Annotated in this window: 17 protein-coding genes; 6 read left to right on the top strand and 11 right to left on the bottom strand. The window is 41.9% G+C overall.

The features are described 5' to 3' along the window. Positions 1-7: 7 nt before the first annotated feature. The 4 genes from leuB to leuC all read right to left on the bottom strand — a co-directional run bounded on the left by leuB (position 8) and on the right by leuC (position 3,888). Positions 8-1,087: a 3-isopropylmalate dehydrogenase gene (gene leuB, locus GBN19_RS00445; protein ID WP_151776780.1), complete on the bottom strand. Its 1,080-nt coding sequence runs from the start codon at positions 1,085-1,087 to the stop codon at positions 8-10. A gap of 44 nt (positions 1,088-1,131) precedes the next feature. Continuing rightward, positions 1,132-1,704 carry a hypothetical protein gene (locus GBN19_RS00440; protein WP_151708637.1) on the bottom strand — a complete coding sequence of 191 codons (573 nt, stop codon included), beginning with the start codon at positions 1,702-1,704 and terminating at the stop codon, positions 1,132-1,134. A 103-nt stretch (positions 1,705-1,807) separates the two neighbouring features. Continuing rightward, complete coding sequence (gene leuD, locus GBN19_RS00435; protein ID WP_151776779.1) at positions 1,808-2,458, bottom strand: 3-isopropylmalate dehydratase small subunit; 651 nt, start codon at positions 2,456-2,458, stop codon at positions 1,808-1,810. An 11-nt stretch (positions 2,459-2,469) separates the two neighbouring features. Further along, complete coding sequence (gene leuC, locus GBN19_RS00430) at positions 2,470-3,888, bottom strand: 3-isopropylmalate dehydratase large subunit (protein ID WP_111895216.1); 1,419 nt, start codon at positions 3,886-3,888, stop codon at positions 2,470-2,472. A gap of 244 nt (positions 3,889-4,132) precedes the next feature. Between leuC and GBN19_RS00425 the strand changes: the two genes are divergently transcribed. Next, a complete protein-coding gene (locus tag GBN19_RS00425) occupies positions 4,133-4,372 on the top strand; it encodes a DUF2061 domain-containing protein (protein ID WP_151708634.1) in 240 nt (79 codons plus the stop codon). 206 nt (positions 4,373-4,578) lie between these two features. Continuing rightward, complete coding sequence (locus tag GBN19_RS00420) at positions 4,579-5,445, top strand: LysR family transcriptional regulator (protein ID WP_151776778.1); 867 nt, start codon at positions 4,579-4,581, stop codon at positions 5,443-5,445. 71 nt (positions 5,446-5,516) lie between these two features. Here GBN19_RS00420 and GBN19_RS00415 read toward each other — a convergent pair whose 3' ends face one another. From GBN19_RS00415 to GBN19_RS00400, 4 genes are all read right to left on the bottom strand, one after another. Beyond that, positions 5,517-5,840: a hypothetical protein gene (locus tag GBN19_RS00415; RefSeq protein WP_151776777.1), complete on the bottom strand. Its 324-nt coding sequence runs from the start codon at positions 5,838-5,840 to the stop codon at positions 5,517-5,519. A gap of 131 nt (positions 5,841-5,971) precedes the next feature. Then, positions 5,972-6,718: a sporulation protein gene (locus GBN19_RS00410; RefSeq protein WP_151776825.1), complete on the bottom strand. Its 747-nt coding sequence runs from the start codon at positions 6,716-6,718 to the stop codon at positions 5,972-5,974. 29 nt (positions 6,719-6,747) lie between these two features. Next, on the bottom strand, positions 6,748-8,181 hold the full coding sequence (locus tag GBN19_RS00405; RefSeq protein ID WP_151776776.1) for a DUF2252 domain-containing protein: 1,434 nt from the start codon (positions 8,179-8,181) through the stop codon (positions 6,748-6,750). Between the two features lie 162 nt (positions 8,182-8,343). Next, entirely contained in the window at positions 8,344-8,994 is a 651-nt protein-coding gene (locus tag GBN19_RS00400) for an HAD family hydrolase (RefSeq protein WP_151776775.1), read from the bottom strand. 186 nt (positions 8,995-9,180) lie between these two features. On the opposite strand from GBN19_RS00400, the gene GBN19_RS00395 reads away from it, so the two are divergent. Then, complete coding sequence (locus GBN19_RS00395) at positions 9,181-9,654, top strand: RNA pyrophosphohydrolase (RefSeq protein WP_151776774.1); 474 nt, start codon at positions 9,181-9,183, stop codon at positions 9,652-9,654. A gap of 107 nt (positions 9,655-9,761) precedes the next feature. Beyond that, positions 9,762-12,056 (top strand): phosphoenolpyruvate--protein phosphotransferase, encoded by a 2,295-nt coding sequence (gene ptsP, locus GBN19_RS00390; RefSeq protein WP_151776773.1) that lies wholly within the window; start codon positions 9,762-9,764, stop codon positions 12,054-12,056. Here the strand turns inward: ptsP and GBN19_RS00385 are convergent. Continuing rightward, entirely contained in the window at positions 12,015-12,230 is a 216-nt protein-coding gene (locus GBN19_RS00385; RefSeq protein ID WP_151776772.1) for a DUF7230 family protein, read from the bottom strand. The genes ptsP and GBN19_RS00385 overlap by 42 nt on opposite strands. A 174-nt stretch (positions 12,231-12,404) precedes the next feature. Further along, positions 12,405-14,597 carry a catalase/peroxidase HPI gene (gene katG, locus GBN19_RS00380; protein WP_151776771.1) on the bottom strand — a complete coding sequence of 731 codons (2,193 nt, stop codon included), beginning with the start codon at positions 14,595-14,597 and terminating at the stop codon, positions 12,405-12,407. 315 nt (positions 14,598-14,912) lie between these two features. On the opposite strand from katG, the gene GBN19_RS00375 reads away from it, so the two are divergent. After that, on the top strand, positions 14,913-15,356 hold the full coding sequence (locus tag GBN19_RS00375; RefSeq protein ID WP_151776770.1) for a thiol-disulfide oxidoreductase DCC family protein: 444 nt from the start codon (positions 14,913-14,915) through the stop codon (positions 15,354-15,356). Then, on the top strand, positions 15,346-15,804 hold the full coding sequence (locus tag GBN19_RS00370; protein WP_151708623.1) for a DoxX-like family protein: 459 nt from the start codon (positions 15,346-15,348) through the stop codon (positions 15,802-15,804). The genes GBN19_RS00375 and GBN19_RS00370 overlap by 11 nt, the downstream gene beginning before the upstream one ends. Here GBN19_RS00370 and GBN19_RS00365 read toward each other — a convergent pair. Next, positions 15,749-16,795, bottom strand: a complete 1,047-nt coding sequence (locus GBN19_RS00365; protein WP_151708622.1) for an MBL fold metallo-hydrolase — start codon at positions 16,793-16,795, stop codon at positions 15,749-15,751. The genes GBN19_RS00370 and GBN19_RS00365 overlap by 56 nt on opposite strands. Between the last annotated feature and the right edge of the window lie 98 nt (positions 16,796-16,893).

Genomic DNA, 16,893 nt, shown 5'->3' with positions numbered 1-16,893 from the left:
GTTCAACTTAAACTAACGCTGCAACCACTGCGGCACCCATTGCCTTCGTACCTACTTTGTCCATGCCTTCAGACATAATATCTGCTGTACGTAAACCTTGATCTAGAACTTGACCCACAGCATCTTCAATCGCTTTAGCTGCTGCTTCTTCACGGAAAGTGTAACGTAGCATCATTGCCACTGAAAGAATCGTCGCTAATGGATTGGCAAGATCTTTACCCGCGATATCTGGTGCAGAACCATGACATGGCTCATACATGCCTTTGCCATTTTCATCCAATGATGCCGATGGCAACATACCAATCGAACCTGTCAACATCGCAGCTTCATCAGACAAGATGTCGCCAAACAGGTTGCCTGTCACAATCACATCAAACTGTTTTGGCGCACGCACCAATTGCATCGCAGCATTGTCCACATACATGTGTGACAAATTAATCTCAGGATATTGTTCTTCTTTAAGCGCAGTTACGGTTTGTTTCCAAAGTTCAGTCACTTCAAGTACGTTGGCTTTGTCTACTGAACAGACTTTGCCACCACGTAGGTTTGCCATTTCAAAAGCAACTTTGGCAATACGTTTAATTTCAGACTCTGCATAAACGTCAGTGTTATAACCCTGTTTTTCACCGTTTTCGAGTTCACGAATCCCGCGTGGCTGACCGAAGTAGATTCCGCCTGTCAATTCACGAACGATAAGAATGTCTAAACCCGCTACAATTTCAGGCTTCAAGCTTGAAGCATCTGCCAATTGCGGATACAAGATCGCTGGGCGCAAGTTGGCGAATAAATTAAGTTCGCTACGGATTTTCAGTAAACCGCGTTCAGGACGAATTGAGCGCTCAATACTGTCCCATTTTGGCCCGCCAACCGCACCCAATAAAATGGCATCGGCTTTTTGTGCCTGTGCGCTAGTCACTGCTGGGTAGGGTTCGCCATGTGCATCAATCGCTGAACCACCGAGTAAACCATGTTCCCACGTTAAACCTAAGTTAAACTTGTCATTGACTGTGTTTAAAACAGTTTCCGCAGCAGCAACAATCTCAGGGCCAATACCATCGCCCGCTAAAATTAAAATATGTTTAGACATAAAGGGTTCCATTTATCACAACAACTCAGGCGCAAATTGCCCAGTTAAAGTTTTTGTTCCACAAATTCGCCCAATCCTGTTAGCACATTATAGGGCTTACAAAAACGGCGAATTGGGTGTTGATCTTGCAATAGCACCACACACAGTGGATCTGGTGCTGATACGTTCAACAAACTGCCTGATTGTTTACTTCGATTGCGATACATTTTGAAGCTATAACTTTTATTCGCCTTAAAATTGTGAATCACACTGATTTTTTCAGCACGATCCATCGAGATCGGATAGAAGCGAATCACTACTTCATGCTGCTGGTCAGGTACGGTCAAATATAAAGAATTGTTATAGCTTGTGGTTTTACTATTTAAACGCACATAGCCTTTTCGAATGGCTTCATAATTCACCAAATGTGTTGTGTCATCCACAATTTGAATATTATCAAAGCGTTCAAATTCGCAATTGGCAGTCCCTGTACAGTACAGTTTGACATTTGCAGGTCGTTGTTCAGGTGCAATAAACTTGATCGCCATGGTATCAACCGCACGTTGCGTATGTTGACACGCACTCAGCAATACCGCAGATAACCCCAAGAAAGCACCGCGACCGATGTTTTTTAACATGTGAATAGCCCAACCTTTTGCCGATCAGCAGATTGAATTACATAAAATAATTCGACATGTTAGCAATAGTTGGGCTTTCGCGCCATGTTTATAGTGCAACAACTTAGCCCTGTAATTCTTGGAAAACCCAAGGGCGTGCTTGTTTGGTTTTGGCTTCATATTCACGGATTAAATCCGCATCTTGTAAAGTCAAACCAATATCATCCAAACCATTTAACAAGCAGTGCTTACGAAATGGATCAACTTCAAAGGAAAATGCTTGACCCGATGGCGTACGCACTTCTTGCGCAGCCAAATCAATCGTTAACTGATAGCCTTCAGTCGCTGCACATTCCTTGAAAAGTTGATCAACAATTTCTTCCGATAAAATGACAGGTAACATGCCATTTTTAAAACTATTATTGAAGAAAATGTCCGCGAAACTTGGTGCAATCACGGTACGGAAACCATACTCTTCAAGTGCCCAAGGTGCATGTTCACGGCTTGAACCACAACCAAAGTTGCTACGTGCAATGAGCACCGAAGCACCCTGATAACGTGCTTGGTTCAACATGAAGTCAGGGTTTTTCGGACGTTTGCTAATGTCTTGTCCCAAATAACCTTCATCCAAATAACGAAGCTCATCAAACAAATTATCGCCAAAGCCTGTGCGTTTAATGGATTTCAAAAATTGTTTTGGAATAATCAAGTCGGTATCGACATTGGCACGATCTAAAGGTGCAACGATACCCTGTTCAACTGTATACGCTTTCATCTGCGACTCCCTTAGAATGTACGAACATCAACGAAATGACCTGCAATTGCCGCTGCTGCTGCCATTGCTGGGCTGACCAAATGGGTACGCCCGCCATTCCCCTGACGACCTTCAAAGTTACGGTTTGAGGTGGATGCACAGTGCTCACCTGGTTGTAACTTATCAGCATTCATCGCCAAGCACATTGAGCAACCCGGTTCACGCCATTCAAAACCAGCTTCAATGAAGATTTTGTCCAAACCTTCAGCTTCAGCTTGCTGTTTCACCAAACCAGAACCTGGAACAACCATGGCTTGTTTAATGCTTGTTGCTACTTTATGGCCTTTCACCACTTCAGCCGCAGCACGAATATCTTCAATACGTGAGTTGGTGCATGAACCGATAAATACACGATCTAACTGAATGTCTGCCAAAGCCTGACCTGCGGTTAAACCCATGTACTGATAAGCACGAGTCCAGTCTTTACGCTGTACATCATCTTTTGCCTGTTCCAATGTTGGAACCGCTTGTGATACTGCAATCACCATTTCTGGAGATGTCCCCCAAGAGACTTGTGGTTCAATCTCTTCGCCGTTTAACACCACAACCGTGTCAAATTGAGCATCATCATCAGAATGTAAAGTATTCCAGTAAGCAACCGCTTTGTCCCAATCTTCACCTTTTGGTGCATATGGGCGGTCTTTGACATACTCAATAGTTTTATCATCCACAGCCACCAAGCCAACGCGTGCGCCTGCTTCAATTGCCATGTTACACACCGTCATACGACCTTCCATCGACATGTCACGGAAGACTTGACCACCGAACTCAATCGCATGACCTGTACCACCTGCTGTCCCGATTTTACCGATAATCGCCAAAACCACGTCTTTAGAGGTCACGCCTTTGCCCAATGTCCCATCGACACGAACCAACATGTTTTTCATTTTCTTTTGAACCAAGCATTGGGTTGCCAATACATGTTCAACTTCTGAAGTGCCGATACCGTGTGCCAAACAGCCAAATGCACCATGCGTTGCTGTATGTGAATCACCACACACCACCGTCATGCCTGGCAAAGTTAAACCTTGCTCTGGCCCAACCACATGTGCAATCCCCTGACGTACATCATTGATGTCAAACTCAACAATGTTAAAGGTTTTACAGTTGTCATCTAAAGTTTGGACTTGAATACGTGACGTATCATCTTCAATTCCGGCAACACCCTGCTCACGTTCTTTTTTCGATGTCGGAACGTTATGGTCAGGTGTTGCGATGTTGGCACTTAAACGCCATGGCTGACGACCTGCAAGTTGTAAACCTTCAAATGCTTGCGGTGAAGTCACTTCATGTAACAGATGACGGTCGATGTAAATTAAACTCGAACCATCATCACGTTGCTTCACCAAATGGTCATCCCACAACTTGTCATATAATGTCTTGCCTGCCATGTCGACGCGCTCCATTGGACTGGGTAATTAAATCTTCTATTTTCATTATAAGCGGTGTTTCACATAAATCTAATTTATCATTTTTATAAATCAATAAACTTTTTGGAATGAATTAAACACTGAAATTCATCCCGCCATAAGCATCTACTTTACCAATCAAAATAACAAAAATATTCGTTTTTACAAATTTAAAGGTCAGCGTTAATCTCTATTCAAGATCAGCATTGAGCAGAGGAATCCCGATATGGCACACATTCAACACTTTGTGATTACCCATCAGCGAATGTTCAAAAAAACCCTAAGCTACTATGTCATGCATATTACGGTTGCCATGTTGGTGGGATATTTTGTAACAGGTAACTTTTGGATGGCGATAACCCTGAGTTTACTTGAACCGACTGTTCAAGCATTTGCTTACTTTATTCATGAACGCTTTTGGGAAAAGCACAATCTCAATCAAAAAGAAAAAATCATGTCCTCATAACTCAACCCATTTCTCTTGCTGATAAAGCCACTTTTCAGTGGCTTTTTTAGAGAGCTTGAAGCTTATTTCATCTGCGCAATAACCAAAGATTCTGGGATTAGGCAGAAAATTCAAGACGCATATGTAAAAAGGTTTATTTTATTTTGCTTAATCCACATGATTCTTAAATAATAGAAGACTATAAAAATAGTTTATGGATAATAAACATGAATTTGGCCGCTTTTGAAGCTTTTATTAAAGTCATGGAAACAGGCTCGATTTCGCTTGCCGCCGATCAACTATTTATTACCCAACCTGCGGTCACAAAACGTATCCACTGTTTAGAAGAATATTTTGGCGTTACCCTGTTCGAGTCAGCAGGTCGCGGGATTCAACCCACACATACTGCCTATGAACTTCTGCCCAAAGTCAAAACATGGCTAAATGAACTGGGTGAAATGCACCACACGCTTAGCCATCAACACACGAGTGTACAAGGTCGTTTAAAAATTGGTACCAGTCATCATATTGGTTTGCACCACTTGCCGCATCATCTCAAACAATATGTTCAGCATTATCCCGATGTCACTTTAGATGTACATTTCGTTGATTCAGAGCAAGCCCATGAACAGGTTTTTGCAGGTGATTTAGAATTGGCCTTTTTAACCTTACCACCGCAACTGGATGAACGCTTAAAGTATCAATCGATCTGGAATGATCCTTTGGTGTTTGTAGCCGCGCCATTTCATCCGCTTGCTGCCAAAACTCAGCTTAGCTTAGAAGATCTGATGAGCTATCCAAGTTTGCTGCCTGCTGCAAAGACCTATACCAGTCAAATCACACTAGCAGAGTTTGAAAAACAAGGTTTGAAGCCCAAAGTCAGTATGAGTAACAATCCTTTAGAATCCATTCGCATGTTGGTTTCGATTGGGTTAGGCTGGTCAGTACTACCCCTAACACTCGTTAATCAAGACCTGAAAAGACTACCACTTGAAATTAAAATGCAGCGTCAACTGGGCTTGGTCTGGCATCCTGCCCGAACCCAGTCGCGTGCCATGCAAAGCTTAATTCAAATGATGCAGACACAACATTAATCACCACCACAACTGCTACAACCACTGCTACAGCTTGAGGATGAGGATGAGGATGAGGATGAGGATGAGGATTATGACTTGAGATACTGGACATAATCCTGTTGGATTTGCTCTAAAACAAAGGTCTGCCCCTGTGGCCATTGCAGCAACTGATCTATTGCAAATAAACGCGGTAGATGAGTGGCATGTTGAGGATTTAGACCATGCAAACGACAGCTATATTGCCATGCAGCATATAACTGTTGTTGCTGCTCTTGAGGTGAGCTATGGGCAGTGTAAGGCTGATGTTGGACAACACGCCCCAAACTTTGCAGACAAAACTGGCGATACAATTCAGGATATTCTAAGAAGATATGCCATAAGATAAAGGCGGTAAAGAATAACAACGAGGCCACCGCTTTGCAGCATAACGGTGAAGACTAAGAAACATTTGAAACATAGTGGAAGCGTATTCTTCCTGATTTATTTTTATTTTACTCATGCTTCAAATTTAAAAGAGCAAGATGTCAAATAGATGACAATTCCTCTACCCTAAGCCTAAAATTTGCCGAATCTGTTGAGCCACTTGTTCAACAACTAGACCCTGATTTGGTAAGGTCAGCGTCAATAACTGATCTGAGCGAAATTTTCGATCAATTTCAAGCATGATATGGATACAGGTGGCTTGTGTGACAAAAGACACTTCAACTTCATTGAACCCGCTAAAATGATGTACAGAAACAAACTCCAATTCCTGATAACAGCCCAACGTTGAGCGAAAAGCAGGCGCTGTGATTTGCCCTTTTTCCACATCTACAGTTGCCAACACAAAACCACAATACTGCATTGCCTGTAAAAATACCTGCATGGTGGGTGTTGGTAAAATATTTAAATAGTCGTGATCTGTTGCATCCAACCCCCAATCTACATCCATATACGTCTGTATCCAGACACGCGTGGCGTTCTGACGACAAGCAACTTCGGTAATCGGGGTTTCGAGGGGCAAAGCCAGACTAAAAGGAATACAATGACTTTGATTGGCAGGTAAAATAAAACGAGAATTGACCAACCAGTCTTGTAAAATCAAAGCCTGATTGCTTTCATGATCACCTGACTCGACTTCAGCCAGCGTCATCAACTGTAAATTCAGATGATTAATTTCCTTATCGGAAGACCCACCTTGAAAGCGAATTTCTCCATGCAAGGTTTCACCTGCATAAAGTTTTGGGTTATGCAAACGTGTTTCCACACTCACGCCTTGCATCCCCAGTCCTGACAAAATTTTCTTAAACATCATTTCTCTCTAATTTTTAAAATAAAAACTTACAACACATCATCGCCCGCAACAGCGATTTTTTCATCCGAAATTTCATTCATAAACAATTGATAATCTTCTAGATTACGTTCAGAAGATGCCATCGCATAACACTGTAAAGTCTCAACTATGCCATCACCCTCACCCAAATATCCCATTACTACATCAGCATTGCCTGCTTTGGCATGAGCATGAGCCAAAGCAAAACCACAACTTTCTGCATATTCATGAAAATAGGCTTCATCCATATCCTGTAAATCGACTGAAATCTTCATATCGCGTAACTGACGCACATGAAACTGCTGTTCAATTCGAGAAAATCCCAAGAAAATATCGCTTGCGGCTTGCATTAACTGTTGCCCATGCACAACACGCTCACCTTCATGTGCGACTCGCTCAAGAAAGAGCGGGCTTAAAATAGAGGGACAGGCTTCTTTCATTTGTAAAATTAGAGGTTCACGGTCTGCATCCTCAAAAAGTGCAATCGCTGAGCGCGTTCCCACACTTCCAACGCCAACCACTTTCATAGCGACATCGGTTAATTGATAACGGTCAAATAAAATACGGCGTTCATATTTCAATGAATCTCGATAATCTTTAAAGAATTCATCCGCATCTTTGGCAAAGGGTTCATCCACTTGGGGGTGCCACAACAACGGTGGTTCATCAATAAAATGACGAGATCCTGTTTCAGGGTCTTGTTCAGTTAACTTCGGCAATAAGGAGTGTGTCGTGCGTTTTTCTGCACGATCCAAATGTTTAGCACGTTTTTTGCGTAATTTTTGACATTCGGTACTTTTCAGCAGAGTGCTCGCATCCACTTTTTCATACCACACCTGTAAAGGTGACAATTTCGTATGCTCAGTGAGATGTGTACGGTAGCTGTTGAGCATAATTTTTACGGCTTTTAAACCTGCTCGCTCACTGAGTCCAATATCTTGAGCTGCAATCACAAAACTGGTCGCTAACCGCTTAAGATCCCACTCAAACGGTGCAACCAATGTTTCATCAAAATCATTAATCCCAAATAGTAAATTACGTTCAGGACTGGCAAAACCGCCAAAATTACTCAAATGACAGTCACCACAAATTTGCTGAAACAAACCTGAATGCTGCGGCTCCCAAGCCTGATCAAACAGCATCAATGCAGGCATTCCCCGATAAAAAGTAAATGCCGAAACACTCATACGTTTTGCCCGAATTGGCTTGAGATGTTCGAGTCGCCCTTGATTACTCCAATCATAAATCGTCAGTGCATTGGTATTTTTGGGACGCTGAGATAAATCCGCAAGATTTTGCCGTGGATGGGTTTTACGCTGTGCTTTCCCCAAAGCCAAACCATCGGCTTTTTTCAATAATTTACCCTGATAACGGTGCGAGGTAAGATCAATACTGTCTGACGTCCAAAGTTGATTTGGCAATGCAATTTTTTGTTGTTTCATAGCAGCCTCTAAATTTATTGCTGAGTTGTTATAGCAATAAATTTAGACACTGCGTGAAGATTTTTAAAAATAAATCGACATCATCTGCATGTGCTTGATCTGTCTCGCTGAGCATATTGAAATCTCTTTCAATATATCAAAAATAAATCAGCATAAAGGGGGTTAAATCGACCAATCTTGGATTTGCCAACCTTGCTCTTTGGCAAGTTGTTCTAAACGGTCATCAGGATTCACAGCAATTGCATGGGTTGCATATTCAAGCAAAAAACGGTCATTGATAGAATCTGAATATGCCCAAGACTCATCAACTTCACGACCTGCCAACCACTGTTCTAAACGCACCAGCTTACCTTGCTGATAACAAGGTGTACCCGCCACTTTACCTGTGTAATAACCATCTTTAACTTCTGCATTGGTGGCGATAATTTCAGTAATTCCAAACTCGCGAAAAATAGGCGCCGTAATAAAGTCACTGGTCGCCGTAATCCCAACAATCGCATGTCCTAAGTCTTTATGCTTTTGAATGGCATGGAAACCTTTTTGGCGCATTTGCGGACGAATGATTTTTTGCATAAATAATTGATGTAAATCAGTTAAATATTGATTTGAATGTTGAGCTAAAAACTCAAATACAAACTCATTATAGGCAATCGGATCAAGCATTCCTGCCTTATAGTCTTCATAGAACTTATCATTCATTTGGCGATGATGCACGGGATCAACCAAGCCTTCATTCACTAAAAATTCACCCCAAGAGTGGTCTGAATCGGTATTTAACAGGGTGTGATCAAGATCAAATAAAGCCAATTTCATGGAAATTCTCATTAAAACTGAAAAATTAAAGCAAAAAAATGTAAATCAGTTGCCGCTAATGCAAAGAAATTCGTTAAGATCATAGCAATTTTTAACAATATTCTGAGGTCTTTTTTTGTGTTGGATGCACAAATTTTGCCATCCCCAAAATAAAGACAATAAGATCGAACAAATTTAGGTAGCCAAATGATCGACTCCGAAGGTTTCCGACCCAATGTCGGGATCATTTTGGCAAACGAACATGGACAAGTGTTATGGGCAAAACGCATTGGTCACAATGCATGGCAGTTTCCGCAAGGAGGAATCCAAATTGGAGAAACTCCTGAACAGGCATTATACCGTGAGCTAAGAGAAGAAATTGGCTTATTGCCAGAACACGTCCAGATTATTGCGCAAACCAAAGGTTGGTTGCGTTACCGTTTGCCACACCGATATATCCGCTCAGGTAGTGATCCTGTCTGTATCGGACAAAAACAAAAATGGTTTTTATTGAAGCTGACCGCATCAGCCCAAAATATTCAGTTGAATCTTGCTGATCCACCTGAATTTGATCAGTGGCAATGGGTCAGTTATTGGTATCCACTTGGACAAGTTATTAACTTTAAAAGAGATGTTTACCGAAAAGCCATGACCGAATTATGCAGTCTGCTGCCACACTAAAAAACAGACTAAAAAAGAGTTTTTTAGTGAATGCTTTTCTAGCAGGCTGCTGTTATAACTAAAGTCATAATTACTGATTATATAAATTGTTTTGGGAGTACGTAGTTATGTCGAACATGCAATTAGACACCCTACGCCGCATTGTCCAAGAGGTCGATGCGGCTGTGAGCTTGCATGAATCATTAGACATCATGGTTAATCAGGTTTCGATTGCGATGGATGTCGATGTCTGTTCGATCTATTTACTCGATGAACGTAACCAGCGCTATGTCCTCATGGCCAGCAAAGGACTCAATCCTGAAGCGGTTGGCAATGTTTCCTTGCAATTGGGTGAAGGCTTGGTTGGTCTAGTTGGGCAACGCGAAGAAATCGTCAATCTCGACAATGCTGCACAACATGAGCGTTATGCTTACTTCCCAGAAACAGGTGAAGAGTTATACAACTCATTTCTCGGCGTCCCTGTCATGTATCGCCGTAAGGTGATGGGGGTCTTGGTTGTTCAAAACAGTGAATCCCAAGATTTCAGTGAAGCAGCTGAATCCTTTTTGGTGACTTTATGTGCGCAGCTTTCAGGTGTCATTGCCCATGCGCATGCGGTTGGAAACATTGATGTTTTCCGTAAGCCGAGCAATATTTCAAACTATAAAACCTTTCAGGGTGTTTCAGGTGCAGGTGGCATCGCTTTAGGGCGTGCCATTATTTTGTATCCTGCGGCAGATTTATCGGCTGTACCTGAGCGTGAAGCTGAAAATATCCCCGACGAACTCAAGCTACTCGATCATGCTGTTTCCAATGTTCGTCAGGAAATTCAATCGCTTGATGAAAAAATGCAAGACTCGCTCATGTCTGAAGAACGCGCATTGTTTAGCGTATTCTTACGCATGCTCGATGAAAATGCCTTACCTGCCGAAATTAAAGAACTGATTCGTGAAGGTCACTGGGCGCAAGGTGCAGTCAAAAAAGTGATGGATAAACACATCGCACTCTTTGCCCAAATGGAAGATGACTACCTCCGTGAACGGGTGTCTGATCTTAAAGATTTAGCACGGCGTATTTTGGCTTCCTTGCAAGAAGCAGATTCAAGCCATCGTGAACTCAGCTCAGATAGTATCCTGATTGGTGAAGAAATCAGTACAGCTGCTCTAGTTGAACTGCCAATGGATAAAATCGCGGCAATCGTGACCAGTGAAGGTGCAGCTAACTCACATATGGTGATTGTTGCACGTGCCTTAGGTATTCCTACCGTTGTCGGCGTGACTGAACTGCCTATCAGCGCCTTAGATGATGCCGAAATGATTGTCGATGCCTATCAAGGTCGGGTTTTTGTCAATCCTCCTCGTCGCTTGCGTCAACGTTATAAAGAGATTCAAAAAGAAGAAGAACAAATTGCCAAAGACCTCAAGCAATATGAGACTAAGGATGCGATTACACCTGATGGTGTTCCTGTTCGTCTATTCGTTAATACAGGTCTGATGATTGACGTGGTTCGTGGTGTACAACGTGGTGCCAAAGGGGTTGGTTTATATCGTTCTGAAATCCCATTTATGTTACGTGACCGCTTCCCTGGCGAAGAAGAACAACGCGCAATCTATCGGCAACAGCTCAGCCACTTTGCCAACAAACCTGTGACCATGCGTACCCTCGATATTGGTGCAGACAAAGACCTCCCTTATTTCAGCATTGATGAAGAAAACTCGGCATTGGGTTGGCGTGGACTCCGCTTTACCCTTGATCACCCAGAGATTTTCTCGGCACAAATCCGTGCAATGCTAAAAGCCAGTATTGGTTTAAATAATCTACATATTCTGCTACCAATGGTGACCAGTGTTAGCGAAGTCGAAGAAGTGCTGTATTTACTCGAACGTGATTGGGTCGCAGTTCAGGAAGAAGAACAAGTCAAAATTAACAAACCTAAAATCGGGATTATGGTCGAAGTGCCAAGTGTATTGTTGCAAATTGATGAATTTGCACCATTGGTCGATTTTTTCTCAGTGGGTTCTAATGACCTGATTCAATATTTATTAGCCGTAGACCGTAACAACCCGCATGTTTCCAGTGTTTATTCACATTTTCACCCTGCAATCTTACGTGCTTTGCGTCGCTTGGTGAAAGAGTGCCATAAATACGAGAAGCCGATTAGTATTTGCGGAGAAATGGCGGGCGATCCGTTGTCTGCTATTTTGCTGATGGCAATGGGCTTCAATACCCTGTCGATGAGTTCAAGTAATATCTTGCGGGTGCGTAAAGCCATTTGTCATGTTCCCATGACTGATGCTCAAGAGCTACTTCATCACGTATTGCAGCTCAATAATCCTTTACTGGTCAAAAGCTGGCTAGAACATTATTTTAGAACACATGGACTAGCCGACATGGTGAAAACCAATCGCTTGATCTCGATTTAACAAGCACAAAAAAGGGCGATCTTCCATAGAGTATCGCCCTTTTTTATGTTTGCTATAACCTCGTTTTGCATTTTTCTTACGATCCACAAATACTTGACTTTTGTTTGCTTCGTGCATGTGTTTCGCCACAAAATTATGAATCACAACCTCTGGTTGCATTTGACGTTTCGCCATTTTCTTTACCTTTTCTAAAAATACGGTCTATAGAAGACAATGATCTAATTTAGCACATTTATTAAACACTTTGAAAAATTTAATGTGCATGGATTCATGACAAAAATTATTCAGAATAATCAAAAAAAGAGAAAGCCAGTCATTTAAACTGGCTTTTTCAATCATGCGTTAGACTTATTTTTTAGCATCGAAGCGATCCGCATTCATGACTTTATTCCATGCTGCAATAAAGTCATGTACAAATTTCTCTTGGTTATCATCCTGCGCGTACACTTCAGCATAAGAACGCAAAATCGAATTTGAACCAAAAACCAAATCGACACGGGTTGCTGTCCATTTGACTGCACCTGTTGCACGGTCACAAATTTCATAACGGTTTTTGCCAACAGGTCGCCATGTATTGTTCATATCAGTCAAATTGACAAAAAAGTCATTGCTCAATACACCTGCTCGCTCAGTGAATACCCCCTCTTTTGTACCGCCATAGTTGGTATCTAGAACACGCATCCCACCAATCAAGACCGTCATTTCAGGTGCAGTCAAGCCCATCAATTGGGTACGATCTAACAACATTTCTTCAGGTTGTACGGCATAATCCTGTTTGATCCAATTGCGGTAGCCATCATGCTTTGGCTCTAAATCAGCAAATGAATATTCGTCGGTTTGCGCTTGAGTAGCATCACCACGCCCTTGTAAGAATGGCACAACCACCTCAACACCAGCCTCCTGTGCTGCCTGCTGAATTGCTGCTGCCCCTCCCAATACGATTAAATCAGCAATACTGACTTTTTTAACCAATCCCGATTGAATCTCTTCGAGTTTCGCTAAAACTTTTTGTAAACGCTCTGGCTCATTGCCGATCCAATCTTTTTGTGGTGCAAGGCGAATACGTGCGCCGTTTGCGCCTCCACGAAAATCTGAACTACGATAAGTTCGGGCACTGTCCCATGCAGTGGTAATCAGTTCCGTACGGGTTAGACCACTATTGAGTAACTTGACTTTCAGTTCATCAATTTCTGCTTCAGTTAATGTGTAGTCGACTGCTGGAACAGGATCTTGCCAGATTAGATCTTCAGCAGGCACATCCGCACCCAAATAACGGCTCTTTGGCCCCAAATCACGGTGAGTCAGCTTAAACCATGCTCGCGCAAAGACATCCGCAAAATCAGCAGGATTTTGATAAAAATGTTCAGCAATTTTACGATATTCAGGATCAACTTTGAGTGCCATATCGGCATCGGTCATGATCGGATTACGGCGAATATTCGGGTTATGTGCATCGACAGGTTTATCTTCTTCTTTAATGTCAATAGGTTCCCACTGATACGCGCCTGCTGGGCTTTTACGGACTTCCCATTCATAGTTAAATAATAAATAGAAATATTCATTGTCCCATTTGGTTGGATGAGTTGTCCACGCACCTTCCAAACCACTCACCATTGTATTTCCAGCGTTCCCTGTGCCCTCTGGGTTATGCCAACCTAAACCTTGAAATTCCACATCAGCAGCTTCGGTATCTGCGCCAAGCAGCTCAGCTTTACCGTTGCCATGCGCTTTGCCTACCGTATGTCCACCTGCTGTTAAAGCAACTGTTTCCTCATCATTCATTGCCATACGGTCAAAGGTGGTACGCATGTCTTGTGCTGTTTTTAATGGATCAGGCTGACCATCCACCCCTTCTGGATTGACATAAACTAGACCCATTTGTACCGCAGCCAGTGGATTTTCCAGTGAACTACGATCTTGGTCATTGTCATAACGGTTTTTGGTTGCATCGAGCCATTTACGTTCTTCACCCCAGTAAATATCTTTTTCAGGATGCCAAATATCTTCTCGTCCACCTGCAAACCCAAAGGTTTTTAAACCTGCAACTTCATAAGCCACTGTACCTGCAAGAACAATCAGATCTCCCCAAGACAGTTTATTGCCATATTTTTTCTTAATTGGCCAAAGTAAGCGACGACCTTTATCGGTATTGACGTTATCTGGCCAGCTATTAAGTGGTGCAAAACGCTGATTGCCTGTATTGGCTCCACCACGACCATCTTGCTTACGATACGTTCCTGCTAAATGCCAAGCAGTTCGTACAAACATGCCAATATAACTGCCATAATCGGATGGCCACCATGCCTGACTGCTATTAATCAAATCACGTAAATCTTGCTTGACCGCTTCAAGATCAAGTTGCTGAAATGCTGCTGCATAATCAAAGTCAGCATCCATAGGATTTGTTTTTTTATCGTGCTGCGACAAAATGTCTAAATTGAGTGCGTTCGGCCACCAATCTGTATTTGAGCTGGCTGCAGACGTATTTGCACCATGTGCAAATGGACATTTTCCTGTCGAAGCTTGCGATTTCTTGTCCATGTTGAATCTCCAAATTCAATAACCTATTTTGTGTTTTAGGTTTTACGCTATCAAAATAGCGGCTTTTATGAACAAGCTAAAGCGGATTTAATTAATCAAAACAATCGAAATCTTCTATTTAAAAAAATAAATAAAATCATCTATAGATAATGATTTTTTGATAAAAAAATTTCAAATCTTTTGCTGTTTAACTTTTTTTAGAGAGGCTATATGCTGTATTTTTTGTGAAATAAACACTCAAAACAAAAATCGTTTTTATAGGTTATTTTTGCTAAATTTAAAGCATTAAAAAACGACAATAAGTTGGCTAGAAAAATGTCCTATGAGATTGAGAAAATCATCCAACAACATGACATTATCTTATTCGATGCCATCTGCGTACTTTGTAATGGCTGGGCAAAATTTCTGATTCGTTATGATCGTCAATCTAAATTTAAATTCGCCTCAATACAATCACCATTAGGTGAGGCAATCTTAAAATATTATGGCATGTCAACCGCAGATTATTCGACCATGCTTGTGGTCTACAATGGGCAACGCTATGTCGATTCCTCAACATTTCTTAAAGTGATGCAACAACTCAAATTTCCTTTTTCTCTGAGCAATATTGGTTATCTTGTCCCAAGCATTATCCGAGACTTTTTATATCGACGAGTCGCGCTCAACCGTTATCAATTATTTGGTACAACTTCATCCTGTTTATTGCCAAGTCAAGAAAATCGTTCGCACTTTTTGGAACATGCGATTCATGAAGCTTAATTTTTTGGCTGAACATCCTCAGCGCTTGATTCAAATGACTTTGGCATTTCTTTGGATCTATCAGGGTTTATTACCGAAACTCGTGTTTCCATCTACATTTGACATTCAGGTTTGGCAATTTTTAGGATTCAATGCAGATCTTGCCACAGTTTTTGTGCGTCTTTCAGGGAGTGCTGAAATTTTATTTGGGTGTGCTTTTCTGATTTGGCAGCGCAGTCGTTATGTCCATTACTTGAGTATTACAGGGTTAATCGGCTTGCTGTTGCTCAGTGCCATTCTGGCACCTTCACAACTGATTGGCGCTTTTAACCCCGTTATTATGAATATTGCCATGTCAGTTTTATCCGTAGTTGCCTTACAAATTTTCGCATTTAGACAGAAAAATAAGTCGACTACACCGTTAAACGCTTCCCTTCACGAATACAATAAAATGGATTCATCAGTTTAGATGAATGTTTAATGGCGTGTTCAAGGACAGCTTCAGGCTCATCACGCTGTTCATCGGTCAACTGGAAAGTTCGATAATGAATCGCTAAAGAGCGCTGTGCTTGCAAATCTGTATGTGCCTTTAACGCATCTTGTGGATTCATGTGCATATAATGCAAAACATGTTGTGGGGCATATGCACCTATAGGCAAAAGCGCAATACGCGGTGCGCCAAAACGCGCATAGATCTCCTTAAAATGCCCCGCATAACCCGTATCACCTGCAAAGAAACAATACTGCTTTTGGCGTTTTAAACAAAAACCACCCCATAAGGCACTGTCTTGGTCACGCAAGCCGCGCCCTGAGCCATGTTGTGCAGGTGTATAAATAATTTCAAAATCATCCAGTTGTACGGATTGCCACCAATCCAGTTCAATCACCTTAAAAGATTTAGGCAGATACCACGCATTTCCTAAACCTGTATAAATCGGCATTTTAAATTTTTTATGCAACCATGTCAGCGTCGCCAAATCCATATGATCATAATGGTTATGACTCAACAATACGGCATGGATATGTGGCAAATGCTCTAAGGCAATTCCAGCAGGACAAACCCGACGTGGCCCAGAACCTTGTTTCGGACTGACAAATTCAGCCCAGACAGGGTCTGTCAAAAAGTTATATGGCCCAATCTGAATCAAAACAGTGGCATGCCCCACAAACCAGACTTTCCACTGGTTAAAATCTGCATCAGCACGGGTCTGTGGCAGCTCTCGTGAAATCGAGGTAAATTGCTGAAATTCCTGATCACGATCAACATTCCACGTAAACGAACGTCGGGTTAATAACCATTTGAACAAATTAAATTTCTGACCATTCGGACGAGTCGTATTATTCTGAAAACGCCCCGCCTGAAACTGCGTGGATTCAAAATTCAACCGCGGCTGTAACAAGGTATGTGCCCAACAATTTTTGGTGGGCAGCTCATAGTGCAATGCTGTTTTTTTATCCATAAGGCTTAATATTATAAAAACTTAATCTGTACCTTTCAGATCCGATCTTAACTCAAGGACGTTATGTTATATTGCACGACCTAAAAGTATGCATGAAT

It is taken from the genome of Acinetobacter brisouii (assembly GCF_008993995.1).
GTDB classification, from domain to species: Bacteria; Pseudomonadota; Gammaproteobacteria; order Pseudomonadales; family Moraxellaceae; genus Acinetobacter; species Acinetobacter brisouii_A.
This window is presented reverse-complemented; position numbering and strand designations above follow the sequence as displayed.

What these genes read in the sequence shown, in the direction of transcription:
- leuB (WP_151776780.1), bottom strand. Translation starts at nt 1,087, where the DNA reads ATGTCTAAACATATTTTAATTTTAGCGGGCGATGGTATTGGCCCTGAG.
- GBN19_RS00440 (WP_151708637.1), bottom strand. Translation starts at nt 1,704, where the DNA reads ATGTTAAAAAACATCGGTCGCGGTGCTTTCTTGGGGTTATCTGCGGTA.
- leuD (WP_151776779.1), bottom strand. Translation starts at nt 2,458, where the DNA reads ATGAAAGCGTATACAGTTGAACAGGGTATCGTTGCACCTTTAGATCGT.
- leuC (WP_111895216.1), bottom strand. Translation starts at nt 3,888, where the DNA reads ATGGCAGGCAAGACATTATATGACAAGTTGTGGGATGACCATTTGGTG.
- GBN19_RS00425 (WP_151708634.1), top strand. Translation starts at nt 4,133, where the DNA reads ATGGCACACATTCAACACTTTGTGATTACCCATCAGCGAATGTTCAAA.
- GBN19_RS00420 (WP_151776778.1), top strand. Translation starts at nt 4,579, where the DNA reads ATGAATTTGGCCGCTTTTGAAGCTTTTATTAAAGTCATGGAAACAGGC.
- GBN19_RS00410 (WP_151776825.1), bottom strand. Translation starts at nt 6,718, where the DNA reads ATGTTTAAGAAAATTTTGTCAGGACTGGGGATGCAAGGCGTGAGTGTG.
- GBN19_RS00405 (WP_151776776.1), bottom strand. Translation starts at nt 8,181, where the DNA reads ATGAAACAACAAAAAATTGCATTGCCAAATCAACTTTGGACGTCAGAC.
- GBN19_RS00400 (WP_151776775.1), bottom strand. Translation starts at nt 8,994, where the DNA reads ATGAAATTGGCTTTATTTGATCTTGATCACACCCTGTTAAATACCGAT.
- GBN19_RS00395 (WP_151776774.1), top strand. Translation starts at nt 9,181, where the DNA reads ATGATCGACTCCGAAGGTTTCCGACCCAATGTCGGGATCATTTTGGCA.
- ptsP (WP_151776773.1), top strand. Translation starts at nt 9,762, where the DNA reads ATGTCGAACATGCAATTAGACACCCTACGCCGCATTGTCCAAGAGGTC.
- GBN19_RS00385 (WP_151776772.1), bottom strand. Translation starts at nt 12,230, where the DNA reads ATGGCGAAACGTCAAATGCAACCAGAGGTTGTGATTCATAATTTTGTG.
- katG (WP_151776771.1), bottom strand. Translation starts at nt 14,597, where the DNA reads ATGGACAAGAAATCGCAAGCTTCGACAGGAAAATGTCCATTTGCACAT.
- GBN19_RS00375 (WP_151776770.1), top strand. Translation starts at nt 14,913, where the DNA reads ATGTCCTATGAGATTGAGAAAATCATCCAACAACATGACATTATCTTA.
- GBN19_RS00370 (WP_151708623.1), top strand. Translation starts at nt 15,346, where the DNA reads ATGAAGCTTAATTTTTTGGCTGAACATCCTCAGCGCTTGATTCAAATG.
- GBN19_RS00365 (WP_151708622.1), bottom strand. Translation starts at nt 16,795, where the DNA reads ATGGATAAAAAAACAGCATTGCACTATGAGCTGCCCACCAAAAATTGT.